Source organism: Pseudomonas sp. TE31087, assembly GCF_057284075.1.
In genome coordinates this window covers 5,593,329-5,605,438 of sequence record NZ_JBXVNN010000001.1, presented here as the reverse complement: position 1 = coordinate 5,605,438, position 12,110 = coordinate 5,593,329, and the positions used below count along the sequence as shown (strand labels likewise).

The window sequence follows — 12,110 nt, the reverse complement described above, 5'->3', positions numbered from 1 at the left end:
AAGTCACGGAATACGATGCCACTACAGACTGCAGATCCTCTATTGTCGGTTGTCATACCGGTCTACAAGGCTGAGCAATCTCTCGACGAATTGTACCGACGCCTGAAAGCCTCGCTGGAGACGATTTCTCTTGATTTCGAGATTCTGCTGGTCGAGGACTGTGGGGGCGATCGCTCATGGGAGATCATCGAACGGCTCGCCGCAAGTGATCCCCGTGTCCGGGGTATCCAGTTAAGCCGCAATTTCGGACAACACTACGGTATCACCGCAGGCCTGGACAGCTGTCGCGGTCAGTGGGTCGTCGTCATGGACTGTGATCTGCAGGATCGGCCCGAGGAAATCCCGCGCCTTTATGCCAAGGCCCAGGAAGGCTTCGACATTGTCCTAGCGCTGCGCGGCAAACGCCGTGACGCGCCACTCAAGCGGCTCACGTCGTGGCTGTTCTACAAGATGTTCAGTTACCTGGCCGACTTTGACTACGATGGCGACAGTGGCAACTTTCGGATCATCTCCCGCAAGGTGGTCGACAACCTCTGCCAGATGCGTGAGCAACTGCGCTTTTTTGGTGCCCTGGTCCACTGGATGGGGTTCAACACCACCGGTATTGCGGTCGAGCACGCCGAGCGCCCACATGGCGAGAGCACCTATACCTTCTCGAAACTCTGGGATCTGGCGATGGAAACCATCATCGCCTATTCCGACAAGCCTCTGCGGTTAGCGGTCAAGCTCGGTTTTTCCATGGCATTGCTGTCTTTCCTGTATGGCGCCTACCTGCTCACCACCACGTTACTGCACGGTGCGGTCGTACCTGGCTGGACCAGCCTGATGGTGTCGCTGTTCTTCATTGGCGGGGTGATCATCTCCATTCAGGGTGTTGTCGGCATCTATATCGGCAAGACGTTCGACGAAACCAAGAAGCGGCCGCTGTACATCGTCAGACAAAAGACCTTCTGAGGTGCTGACGTTGAGATCCCCAAGCGCCACCACCCTTGCCCAATTCATTCGTTACGGCATTGTTGGCGTAACGAGCAATGGCCTGGTCTATCTTGGCTACCTGCTCCTCGTCTACGCAGACGTCGGCAAGAAACTCTCGATGACACTCATGTACCTCATCGGCGTAGTCTTCGGCTTCATCGCCAACCATCAATGGACTTTCATGCAAGGTAAGCAACGTGGCGCAATGCTTCGTTATGTGCAAATGCATATCATCGGCTACTTGCTGAATTTTTTGTTATTGCTCATTTTCTCCGACCTACTTGGTTACCCCCATCAGGCCGTGCAGGCAGTCGCCATCCTGGTCGTCGCGCTTTATGGTTTCCTGGCCTGCAAGTATTTCGTATTTCGTGGTGACTCGAAATGAAAACCGGTTTCCGCAAAGACTTCTATCAGGAATTGGCGAGCCTGGAGGGCAAGAACTTCTGGTTTCGCGCTAGAAACAAAATCATCATCTGGGCACTGAAAAAGTACATGCCGCAGCTGACCTCATTTCATGAGGTCGGCTGCGGCACAGGGTTCGTCATATCTGCCGTGGCCCGTGCATTCCCTGAAGCACACCTCTCGGGCAGCGAGTACTTCAATGAAGGCCTGGTTTACGCGCGGCAGCGGCTTCCCGATGTCGAGTTCCAACAAATGGATGCCAGGCAAATCAATTTCGCGTCAGCACCGGATGTCATCGGAGCTTTCGATGTGCTTGAGCATATCGAAGAGGATGAGCAGGTTCTGGATCAGATGGCCAGGGCCCTGGCGCCAAACGGCATGTTGTTCATCACCGTTCCGCAACATCGCTGGCTGTGGAGCTCCGTGGATGTACATGCCTGTCATGTCAGGCGATATGAGGCCAGTGAACTGCATGGCAAGATGGTCCGGGCTGGATTGGAAGTCGTTCGAAGCACCTCGTTTGTAAGCACCTTGCTGCCAGCGATGTACCTGTCCCGTCTGATGAAAAAGCACTCAGACGACGCAAAGCCCGACGAAATGGCCGAACTGCGCATCCACCCTGCGTTGAACGGGATCTTTGAGTGGGCATTGAACCTTGAACTGGCAATGATTCGACGGGGGCTGAACCTGCCCCTGGGAGGATCACGGCTGGTTGTCGCACGAAAGCTGCCAACCGCGATGAACTGATGCCTCGATTTTCTGACAGAAGGCGACCCGTCGTTCGTGATACCCTCTCGCCAGCCTTTTAGGTGGCACAGCAGGCGTATCACGGTGTTTCAACCGTGGACGTCACCCCAATCCTGCCCCAGTCCTCCAAAGACTTGCCTGCAACTCACTGATGAATAAAGCAATTTCCGATCTCAGCGCACACACCCCGATGATGCAGCAGTACTGGAAGCTGAAAAACCAGCACCCAGACCAGCTGATGTTCTACCGCATGGGCGATTTCTACGAGATCTTCTACGAAGATGCGAAGAAAGCCGCGAAACTGCTGGATATCACCCTGACCGCCCGCGGGCAGTCGGCGGGCCAGTCGATTCCCATGTGCGGGATTCCGTTCCACTCGCTGGAAGGCTACCTGGCCAAGCTGGTCAAGCTCGGCGAGTCGGTGGTCATCTGCGAGCAGATCGGCGACCCGGCCACCAGCAAGGGCCCGGTGGAGCGCCAGGTGGTGCGCATCATCACCCCGGGCACGATCAGCGACGAGGCCTTGCTCGACGAGCGCCGCGACAACCTGATCGCCGCCCTGCTGGGTGACGAGCGCCTGTTCGGCCTGGCGGTGCTGGACATCACCAGCGGCAACTTCACCGTGCAGGAAATCAAGGGCTGGGAGAACCTGCTGGCCGAGCTCGAACGCATCAACCCGGTGGAACTGCTGATCCCCGACGATTGGCCGCAGGGCCTGCCGGCCGAAAAGCGCCCCGGCGCCCGTCGCCGCGCACCGTGGGACTTCGACCGCGACACGGCGCGCAAGAGCCTCTGCCAGCAGTTCGCCACCCAGGACCTCAAGGGCTTTGGCTGCGACAAGCTGACCCTGGCCATCGGCGCCGCCGGCTGCCTGCTGACCTACGCCAAGGAAACCCAGCGCACCGCCCTGCCCCACCTGCGCAGCCTGCGTCACGAGCGCCTGGACGACACGGTCATCCTCGATGCCGCCAGCCGCCGCAACCTGGAGCTGGACATCAACCTGGCCGGTGGCCGCGACAACACCCTGCAATCGGTCATCGACCGTTGCCAGACCGCCATGGCCAGCCGCCTGCTGACCCGCTGGCTGAACCGTCCGCTGCGCGACCTGAAGGTGCTCAGGGCACGCCAGGATTCGATCCGTTGCCTGCTCGACGGCTACCGTTTCGAGAAGCTGCAGCCGCAGCTCAAGGAAATCGGCGACATCGAGCGAATCCTCGCGCGGATCGGCCTGCGCAACGCCCGTCCCCGTGACCTGGCGCGCCTGCGCGACGCCCTCGGCGCCCTGCCCGAGCTGCAGAACGCCATGACCGAGCTGGAGGCGCCACACCTGGCGCGCCTGGCCGCGATCACCGGCACCTATCCGGAGCTGGCCGGCCTGCTGGAGCGGGCGATCATCGACAACCCACCGGCGGTGATCCGCGACGGTGGCGTGCTCAAGACCGGCTATGACAGCGAACTGGACGAGCTGCTGGCGATCAGCGAGAACGCCGGCCAGTTCCTCATCGACCTGGAAGCCCGCGAGAAGGCCCGCACGGGCCTGGCCAACCTCAAGGTCGGCTACAACCGCGTGCACGGCTACTTCATCGAACTGCCGACCAAGCAGGCCGAGCAGGCACCCGCCGACTACATCCGGCGGCAGACGCTCAAGGGCGCCGAACGTTTCATTACCCCCGAGCTCAAGACCTTCGAGGACAAGGCACTGTCGGCCAAGAGCCGCGCCCTGGCCCGCGAGAAGATGCTCTACGATGCCTTGCTCGAAACCCTGATCGAACACCTGGCGCCGCTGCAGGACAGCGCCGCCGCCCTGGCCGAACTGGATGTGCTGAGCAACCTGGCCGAGCGCGCCCTGAACCTGGACCTGAACTGCCCAAGCTTCGTCGAGGAGCCGTGCCTGCGCATCGAGCAGGGCCGTCACCCGGTGGTCGAGCAGGTGCTGACCACGCCATTCGTGGCCAACGACCTGGGCCTGGACAACAGCACGCGCATGCTGATCATCACCGGCCCGAACATGGGCGGTAAGTCGACCTACATGCGCCAGACCGCGCTGATCGTGCTGATGGCCCATATCGGCAGCTTCGTCCCGGCAGCCGCCTGCGAACTGTCGCCGGTCGACCGCATCTTCACCCGTATCGGCTCCAGCGACGACCTGGCCGGCGGGCGTTCGACCTTCATGGTCGAGATGAGCGAGACCGCCAACATCCTGCACAACGCCACCGACCGCAGCCTGGTGCTGATGGACGAAGTCGGCCGCGGCACCAGTACCTTCGATGGCCTGTCGCTGGCCTGGGCCGCCGCCGAGCGCCTGGCCCAGTTGCGCGCCTACACGCTGTTCGCCACCCACTACTTCGAACTGACCGTGCTGCCGGACAGCGAGCCGCTGGTGGCCAACGTGCACCTGAACGCCACCGAACACAACGAACGCATCGTGTTCCTGCACCACGTCCTGCCGGGCCCGGCGAGCCAGAGCTACGGCCTGGCCGTGGCGCAGCTGGCGGGCGTGCCGGCGGCGGTGATCCAGCGCGCCCGCGAGCACCTGGGCCGGCTGGAGACCGCCAGCCTGCCCCACGAAGCGCCGGTCACGCCAGCCCGCGACAACATGCCTCACGTGCCGCACCAGAGCGACCTGTTCGCCAGCCTGCCACACCCAGCCATCGAGAAGCTGGGCAAGCTGGACCTGGACGACATGACGCCGCGCCAAGCTATCGAAATGCTATATCAACTGAAAAACCTGTTATAACGGCCCACCGCGCAAGCTGGTAGAATCCGGCGCGGTTTGCGAGCACTGCAGGTTATTAGCCTGGCCTGCAGCCAGCACCGTGAACCGCGCTGCCCTGGTAAGGAAGGGCAAGCTGCCGTCGCCTGAGGAGAGAATTAGAAATGACCTTCGTCGTCACCGACAACTGCATCAAATGCAAGTACACCGACTGCGTGGAAGTCTGTCCGGTGGACTGCTTCTACGAAGGCCCGAACTTCCTGGTGATTCACCCGGACGAGTGCATCGACTGTGCGCTGTGCGAGCCGGAGTGCCCGGCCCAGGCGATTTTCTCGGAAGACGAAGTGCCGTCCGGCATGGAGAACTTCATCGAGCTGAACGCCGAGCTGGCGGAGATCTGGCCGAACATCACCGAGAAGAAAGACGCCCTGCCGGACGCCGAAGAGTGGGACGGCAAGACGGGCAAGATTGCCGACCTGGAGCGCTGATCGCGCCCAGTTGCGAAAAAGGCCCGAAAGGGCCTTTTTTCATTTCCGACGGGCAAAAAAAAGGGGCGGTTTGACCCGCCCACATTTTTTCCGTAGTCCCTGTATGTCCCAATCATCATCCTGATGAATCGCGTCCCGCGATGTCCCTGGCCGTCATCCTTGAAGGCCTGTGTCTGTCCCTTGACACAGTTCGAATACTAGCGATTCTCCGGTAGGGAACAAGCAGCGAATATCTCAGGATGATTCAGGTGACACATCTTTTGGCATTTATAAAACCTATATATTTCATGTAGTTAGAAAAAATACGCCACTGGAAACGACATTGATTTACTGATCCCTACAGCGATCGCTTACATGATGAGTGAGCAAATGCTTACACGCGATGCTACGAGGGTGGAGAAATAAATACTTTGGGGGGCTGTCAGGAGCAGGCTATGAGGTTGGGGCCGAGGACGCCTTCGCGGGACAAGCCCGCTCCTACAGGTTTTGCGTCCAGCCCAGAACGTTGGAACCTTGTAGCGTGGGAGCGGGCTTGCCCCGCGATGGCGTCAGATCGGCCAATGAAATTGGCTTCTGCGCTAAAAACGCAAACGCCCCGAACAAGTCGGGGCGTTCGCCTAAGCACGTCAGTGACTACTGGAACAGCGACTCGCTGGACAGGCCATTCTTCTCAAGGATCTCGCGCAGACGCTTGAGGCCTTCGACCTGGATCTGCCGCACACGCTCGCGGGTCAGGCCGATCTCCAGGCCGACATCCTCGAGGGTGCTGCTTTCATGCCCACGCAGGCCGAAACGCCGCACCACTACCTCGCGCTGCTTGTCGGTCAGCTCGCCCAGCCACTGGTCGATGCTCTGCGACAGGTCGTCGTCCTGCAGCAGTTCGCACGGATCGGTGGGGCGATCGTCGGTGAGCGTGTCGAGCAGCGTCTTGTCCGAGTCAGGGCCGAGCGAGACATCCACCGAGGACACCCGCTCGTTCAGGCCGAGCATGCGCTTGACCTCGGCCACCGGTTTCTCCAGCAGGCTGGCGATTTCTTCCGGCGACGGCTCGTGGTCGAGTTTCTGCGTCAGCTCGCGGGCAGCGCGCAAGTAGACGTTGAGCTCCTTAACCACGTGGATGGGCAGGCGGATGGTGCGGGTCTGGTTCATGATCGCCCGTTCGATGGTCTGGCGGATCCACCAAGTCGCGTAGGTCGAGAAGCGGAAGCCCCGCTCGGGGTCGAATTTCTCCACCGCACGGATCAGGCCCAGGTTGCCTTCCTCGATCAGGTCGAGCAACGACAGGCCACGATTGACGTAACGACGGGCGATCTTGACCACCAGGCGCAGGTTGCTTTCGATCATGCGCTTGCGACCGGCTGGGTCGCCTTTTTGCGACAGGCGCGCGAAATGCACTTCTTCCTCTGGCGAAAGCAGGGGCGAGAAGCCGATTTCATTGAGATACAGTTGAGTGGCATCAAGTGCGCGACTGTAGTCGATGTACTTGTGCTGCTTGAGCGATGCGCCCTGTTTCGACTTGGTCCGAACCGAAGGTACAGCAGGTTCGTCTGACACCACATCCGTTTCCAAAACGATGCCCGTCTCCATGAGAAGGAGGTCATCGTCGATGTCAAACTCCGGCACTTCTTTACTGAGAGCCATTGTTATAGTCCTTTGCTGAGTTCGAACTCAGACTCGAGCGTCACCCTTCCATGGCAGCGCTGGAGCCTGTCCCCTCTACATCCAAGGAACAGGCCGGGACAATGATCAACGGCGTGGCAGGAACTGGAGAGGATCGACGGGTTTGCCCTGGCGGCGAATCTCGAAATGCAGCTTCACCCGATCAGTGCCCGTGGACCCCATTTCTGCGATCGTCTGCCCTGCCTTGACCTGCTGCCCCTCCCGAACCAAAAGCCTGCGGTTGTGACCGTAGGCACTGACGTAGGTATCGCTGTGTTTGATGATGATGAGCTCGCCATAGCCCCTCAAGCCACTGCCGGCGTAGACCACCGCTCCATCAGACGCAGCAAAAACAGGCTGTCCCAAATCACCGGCGATATCAATGCCTTTATTCAAACTACCGTTTGAAGCGAATTTACCAATCAGCACGCCGCTCGCCGGCCACGTCCAACCGCCGACGGCGCGCTCTGCGGCGGGCACCTGGGCAACCGTTTGCGAGGTGGTGGAAGAGGCAGTAGTGGCACTTTTGCCATTACTGGTCGTCGGCGCGGTGCTGCCGACCGGTCGGCGGATGACGGTGGTCTTGCTCGACGAAGAAGGGCTGCTGACAACCGTGGTGCTGCCCCCCGCGCCGCTGCTGAAACGAATCGGCTGGCCCGGACGGATGGTGTAGGGGGCGGGAATGTTGTTGCGCGCCGCCAGCTCCTTGTAGTCCCAGCCATAGCGGAAGGCGATGGAGAACAGCGTGTCGCCGGGCTTGACGATGTACTGCCCCGAGGTGACGGTCGGGCGCTTGGGCGCGGCGTTGTTGCGGTCGACCACGCGGGCGCCGTTGGAGCTTGTGCTGGAACAGCCAGCCAACAGGGTCCCCATGGCCAGCGCAACCACCAGAAGCTTCAATACCGACCGTTCCTTGCGCTGCCGCATGCCTGTGTGACCCACCCGCGCTCCCCTCATGCTGTCAAAAATGACGATACGAAATGCAATATTGTTTCAATTATAACCGAGCCACCCACCTTGGGGTGACTCGCTGTTGGCCTGACCGGTGTACGAAAAACGCCACGCCAGATAGACAGGGGCCAGACGCAAGAATTCGTCGCCGGCGCAAATATTCCGTTGCGCAGGTCAGGCCAGCGGGCCGTTGAGCAGGGGTACGAAGCGTACGGCCCCGAGTACCCGGCGCGAGAAGCCATGTTCTTCGCGCACGATCAGCATCAGCTGCTGGGTCTCCCCCGCCGGCCCGACCGGGATCACCATGCGCCCGCCCGGCGCCAGCTGGTCGAGCAGTGCCTGGGGCACTTCCGGGGCGACCGCGGTAACGATGATGCCGTTGTACGGCGCCAGCGCCGGCCAGCCTTCGCAGCCGTCGCCCCAGCGGAACACCACATTGCGCAGGTTGAGCTCGACCAGGCGCTCCTTGGCCCGGTCCTGCAGAACCTTGATCCGCTCCACCGAGAACACCCGCTCCACCAGCTGGGCCAGGATCGCGGTCTGGTAGCCAGAACCGGTGCCGATCTCCAGCACCTTGTCCAGGGGCCCGGCCTCCAGCAGCAGCTCGCTCATGTGCGCGACCATGAACGGCTGGGAGATCGTCTGGTTGTGGCCGATCGGCAGCGCCGTGTCCTCGTAGGCTCGATGGGCCAGGGCTTCATCGACAAACAGGTGGCGCGGGGTGCGGCGAATGGCCTCGAGTACCTTGGCGTTCGACACGCCTTCTTCGTAGAGGCGCTGGATCAGCCGCTCCCGGGTACGCTGGGAGGTCATGCCGATGCCGCGACGCTGCAGATCGTCCTGTTCGCGCATCAGAGCACGCCCTCCAGCCAGCCGTCGAAGCGCTCGAAGGCATCATTGAAGGTGCGGTCCAGCTGCAACGGCGTGATCGACACGTAGCCTTGCATCACCGCATGGAAATCGGTGCCCGGCCCGCCGTCCTCGGCATCGCCGGCCACGGCGATCCAGTAGCCTTCCTTGCCCCGCGGGTTGACCACCTTGGTCGGCGCCGCGGCACGTGCCCGGTGCCCCAGGCGGGTGAGCTGGATGCCCCGGATGTGCTCCAGCGGCAGGTTGGGGATGTTGACATTGAGCACGGTGCGCGGCGGCAGCTCCAGGCGCGACTGCGCCTCGACCAGGCGCCGGGCGATATAGGCGGCGGTCGGCAGATTGTCGGGCAAGCGCGACAAGAGCGAAAACGCCAGCGAGGTGCCGCCGAGGAAACGCCCTTCCAGCGCGGCGGCGACCGTGCCGGAATACAGCACATCATCCCCCAGGTTGGCGCCCAGGTTGATGCCGGACACCACCATGTCGGGGGTTTCCGGCAGCAGGCCGTTGAGCCCCAGGTGCACGCAGTCGGTGGGCGTGCCGTTGAGGCTGATGAAGCCGTTGGCCAGGGTCTGCGGGTGCAGCGGCCGGTCGAGCGTCAGCGAACTGCTGGCGCCGCTCTTGTCTTGATCCGGGGCAATCACCACGCACTCGGCGTAATCCGCCAGCGCTTCATACAGCGCGGCGATGCCGGGTGCGGTAACACCGTCGTCATTCGAAATCAGAATACGCATGGGCTGTCCGTCTGCCCTGCCGGCACCAGATCGACGAGTTCGCGCACCACCACGGTGGCGAAGCATCCGGCCGGAAGGACGAATTCCAGTTGCAGGATATCAGGCTCGGGATAATGCCACGACAGACGCCCAATAGGGAGCCGCAGGATGCGCCGTTCGTGATCCATGCCCGCTCGCGCCAGCCATTGGCACAACGCCGGATGGCGGGCGGCGACTTCGCTCTCGAGCGCCTGGGTCGCGCCAGCGCAAGGCGATTGCCCCTCGCCCCACAGCGGGCCGGTGGGATGCAGGTCGAGAATGGCCAGGCGCGGATCGCTGCACTCGGCCTCCCCTGCCGGGAAGAAACTGCGGCTGTCGGTGAACGCCAGCAGGTCGCCGACCTGGGCGCGCTGCCAGCTGCCGTCTGCCACCCGGGCGGCCAGCACCTGGTTGAACAGGTAGCTGCGCCCGGCCGACAACAACCGCGAGCGCACGTTACGCTGCTCGGGCAATGCCTGGCGTGCGGCCCAGTCCTGGGCATCATGCACGTTGCCACCGCCATGGCCGAAACGCTGGCTGCCGAAGTAATTGGGCACGCCCTGCAGCTTGAGTTGCTCCAGGCGGGCATCGAGGGCCGGGCGGTCGGCCTGCAGCGCACTCAGGCGCAAGGTAAAGCCATTGGCCGAGTGCGCGCCACGCTGCAGCTTGCGCTGGTGGCGCACCTGCTTGAGCACCCGCAGGGTGTCGTCCTCGGCGCGGGACAGGTCGGGGTCGGCCTTGCCCGGCAGGTGCAGGCTGAACCACTGGCGGGTCAGGGCCTGGCGGTCCTTGAGGCCGGCATAGCTGATGGCGCGCACCGGCACGCCGGCGGCGCGGGCCAGGCGGCGGGCCGCCTCCTCGGTGTTGAGGTCGCGCTTCTCGACCCACAGCCACAGGTGCTCGCCCTGGCCGGACAGCGGGATATCAAGGACTTCATCGACCTGGAAGTCTTCGGCCACCGCCTTGAGCACTGCGGTGCCCAATGCATCGCCCGAGGCCCGTGGGCCCAGCAGTTCCAGTTCGGTCATGCTGGCAGCAGCAGGGCGACCGCGTGCACGGCGATGCCCTCCTCGCGACCAGTGAAGCCCAGCTTTTCTTCGGTGGTGGCCTTGACGTTGACCTGGTCGAGTTCGACCTGCAGGTCTGCGGCGATCTGCTGGCGCATGGTTTCGATATGCGGGGCCATCTTCGGCGCCTGGGCGACGATGGTGGCGTCAACGTTGCCGACCTTCCAGCCCTTGTCGCGCACGACAGCGACCACATGGCGCAGCAGCACGCGACTGTCGGCACCCTTGAACTGCGGGTCGGTGTCGGGGAAATGCTTGCCGATGTCGCCCAGCGCCGCCGCGCCAAGCAGGGCATCGCTCAGGGCGTGCAGCAGCACGTCGCCGTCGGAGTGGGCCAGCAGGCCGAACTTGTGGGGGATACGCACCCCGCCCAAGGTAATGAAATCACCGTCGCAGAAACGGTGGACATCGTAGCCGTGGCCAATACGCATAGAAAAACGCCCTGATTGAGTCAGGGCGTGATTCTACCTGCTTTCATGCAGTATTGGGCGGCGCTGTAGGAGCGGCCTTGTGCCGCGAAAGGGCTGCCAGCAGCCCCGGCGGGACTGGCGGTGACGCTGACATCCTGGGGCCGCTTCGCGGCCCTTTCGCGGCACAAGGCCGCGCCTACAGACGAAAAGCCATCGACCTTTAAACCCTGCCCAACGCCACCGCATGATGACGCAGGTGTTCCTCGATGAAGCTGGCGATGAAGTAGTAGCTATGGTCATAACCCGGCTGCAGGCGCAGGGTCAGCGCATGGCCGCCCTTGCGCGCCGCCTGCTCCAGCGCCTGCGGCTTGAGCTGCTTGTCGAGGAAGTCATCGCGATCGCCCTGGTCCACCAGCAAAGGCGGGCACTGCCCGGCCTCGGCCAGCAGCACGCTGGCGTCCCACTCGCGCCAGCGCGTACGGTCCTCGCCCAGGTAGCGGGAAAACGCCTTCTCGCCCCAGGGGCAATCCATCGGATTGCTGATCGGCGAGAACGCCGACACCGAACGATAGCGCCCGGGGTTGCGCAGGGCGCAGACCAGCGCTCCGTGCCCGCCCATGGAATGACCGCTGATGCTGCGCTGGTCGGACGCCGGGAAGTGCGCCTCGATCAGGGCCGGCAACTCCTCCACCACGTAGTCGTGCATCCGGTAATGCTGGGCCCACGGCTGCTGGGTGGCATTGAGGTAGAACCCGGCGCCCAGGCCGAAGTCCCAGGCGCCATCCGGATCACCCGGCACCTGCTCGCCACGCGGGCTGGTGTCCGGGGCGACGATGATCAGCCCGAGCTCGGCGGCCAGGCGCTGGGCGCCGGCCTTTTGCATGAAGTTCTCATCAGTGCAGGTCAGGCCGCTGAGCCAGTACAGCACCGGCAGCTTCTCGCCCTGCTCGGCCTGGGGCGGCAGGTAGACGGCGAACACCATGTCGCAGCCGAGCACCTTGGAAGTGTGCCGGTAACGCTTGTGCCAGCCGCCGAAGCTCTTCTGGCAGGAGAGGTTTTCCAGGGTCATGGCGAGGCCC

General features: G+C 62.7%; 12 protein-coding genes. 5 read left to right on the top strand and 7 right to left on the bottom strand.

The window, feature by feature from the left end:
• The first annotated feature begins 15 nt into the window (after positions 1 to 15).
• The 5 genes from ACZ899_RS25370 to fdxA all read left to right on the top strand — a co-directional run bounded on the left by ACZ899_RS25370 (position 16) and on the right by fdxA (position 5,325).
• Positions 16 to 954, top strand: a complete 939-nt coding sequence (locus ACZ899_RS25370; RefSeq protein ID WP_232856812.1) for a glycosyltransferase family 2 protein — start codon at positions 16 to 18, stop codon at positions 952 to 954.
• A 1-nt stretch (position 955) separates the two neighbouring features.
• Complete coding sequence (locus tag ACZ899_RS25365) at positions 956 to 1,360, top strand: GtrA family protein (RefSeq protein ID WP_234562548.1); 405 nt, start codon at positions 956 to 958, stop codon at positions 1,358 to 1,360.
• The gene (locus ACZ899_RS25360; RefSeq protein ID WP_234562549.1) at positions 1,357 to 2,124 is read left to right on the top strand and encodes a class I SAM-dependent methyltransferase; all 768 of its coding nucleotides are present in this window, start codon (positions 1,357 to 1,359) and stop codon (positions 2,122 to 2,124) included. Before ACZ899_RS25365 ends, ACZ899_RS25360 begins: the two co-directional genes overlap by 4 nt.
• Before the next feature lie 163 nt (positions 2,125 to 2,287).
• Entirely contained in the window at positions 2,288 to 4,861 is a 2,574-nt protein-coding gene (mutS, locus tag ACZ899_RS25355; RefSeq protein ID WP_234562558.1) for a DNA mismatch repair protein MutS, read from the top strand.
• Positions 4,862 to 5,001: 140 nt separating this feature from the next.
• The gene (gene fdxA, locus ACZ899_RS25350) at positions 5,002 to 5,325 is read left to right on the top strand and encodes a ferredoxin FdxA (RefSeq protein WP_050704429.1); all 324 of its coding nucleotides are present in this window, start codon (positions 5,002 to 5,004) and stop codon (positions 5,323 to 5,325) included.
• Positions 5,326 to 5,958: 633 nt separating this feature from the next.
• On the opposite strand, the gene rpoS is transcribed toward fdxA, so the two are convergent.
• The 7 genes from rpoS to fghA form a co-directional block, all read right to left on the bottom strand.
• Positions 5,959 to 6,966, bottom strand: coding sequence for an RNA polymerase sigma factor RpoS (gene rpoS, locus ACZ899_RS25345; RefSeq protein ID WP_011535249.1), 1,008 nt, complete (start codon positions 6,964 to 6,966; stop codon positions 5,959 to 5,961).
• A 105-nt stretch (positions 6,967 to 7,071) separates the two neighbouring features.
• On the bottom strand, positions 7,072 to 7,926 hold the full coding sequence (locus ACZ899_RS25340) for a peptidoglycan DD-metalloendopeptidase family protein (protein WP_234562550.1): 855 nt from the start codon (positions 7,924 to 7,926) through the stop codon (positions 7,072 to 7,074).
• A 183-nt stretch (positions 7,927 to 8,109) separates the two neighbouring features.
• Positions 8,110 to 8,748, bottom strand: coding sequence for a protein-L-isoaspartate(D-aspartate) O-methyltransferase (locus ACZ899_RS25335; RefSeq protein ID WP_162175259.1), 639 nt, complete (start codon positions 8,746 to 8,748; stop codon positions 8,110 to 8,112).
• A gap of 38 nt (positions 8,749 to 8,786) precedes the next feature.
• On the bottom strand, positions 8,787 to 9,536 hold the full coding sequence (gene surE, locus ACZ899_RS25330) for a 5'/3'-nucleotidase SurE (RefSeq protein WP_234562551.1): 750 nt from the start codon (positions 9,534 to 9,536) through the stop codon (positions 8,787 to 8,789).
• Positions 9,524 to 10,582 carry a tRNA pseudouridine(13) synthase TruD gene (gene truD, locus ACZ899_RS25325; RefSeq protein ID WP_234562552.1) on the bottom strand — a complete coding sequence of 353 codons (1,059 nt, stop codon included), beginning with the start codon at positions 10,580 to 10,582 and terminating at the stop codon, positions 9,524 to 9,526. The genes surE and truD overlap by 13 nt, the downstream gene beginning before the upstream one ends.
• On the bottom strand, positions 10,579 to 11,052 hold the full coding sequence (gene ispF, locus ACZ899_RS25320; protein WP_028690655.1) for a 2-C-methyl-D-erythritol 2,4-cyclodiphosphate synthase: 474 nt from the start codon (positions 11,050 to 11,052) through the stop codon (positions 10,579 to 10,581). Before ispF ends, truD begins: the two co-directional genes overlap by 4 nt.
• 199 nt (positions 11,053 to 11,251) lie before the next feature.
• Positions 11,252 to 12,100 carry an S-formylglutathione hydrolase gene (gene fghA / locus ACZ899_RS25315; RefSeq protein ID WP_234562553.1) on the bottom strand — a complete coding sequence of 283 codons (849 nt, stop codon included), beginning with the start codon at positions 12,098 to 12,100 and terminating at the stop codon, positions 11,252 to 11,254.
• Between the last annotated feature and the right edge of the window lie 10 nt (positions 12,101 to 12,110).

Coding starts and splice junctions, on each gene's coding strand:
- ACZ899_RS25370 (WP_232856812.1), top strand. CDS start 16: ATGCCACTACAGACTGCAGATCCTCTATTGTCGGTTGTCATACCGGTC.
- surE (WP_234562551.1), bottom strand. CDS start 9,536: ATGCGTATTCTGATTTCGAATGACGACGGTGTTACCGCACCCGGCATC.
- truD (WP_234562552.1), bottom strand. CDS start 10,582: ATGACCGAACTGGAACTGCTGGGCCCACGGGCCTCGGGCGATGCATTG.
- fghA (WP_234562553.1), bottom strand. CDS start 12,100: ATGACCCTGGAAAACCTCTCCTGCCAGAAGAGCTTCGGCGGCTGGCAC.
- ACZ899_RS25335 (WP_162175259.1), bottom strand. CDS start 8,748: ATGACCTCCCAGCGTACCCGGGAGCGGCTGATCCAGCGCCTCTACGAA.
- ACZ899_RS25360 (WP_234562549.1), top strand. CDS start 1,357: ATGAAAACCGGTTTCCGCAAAGACTTCTATCAGGAATTGGCGAGCCTG.
- ispF (WP_028690655.1), bottom strand. CDS start 11,052: ATGCGTATTGGCCACGGCTACGATGTCCACCGTTTCTGCGACGGTGAT.
- fdxA (WP_050704429.1), top strand. CDS start 5,002: ATGACCTTCGTCGTCACCGACAACTGCATCAAATGCAAGTACACCGAC.
- rpoS (WP_011535249.1), bottom strand. CDS start 6,966: ATGGCTCTCAGTAAAGAAGTGCCGGAGTTTGACATCGACGATGACCTC.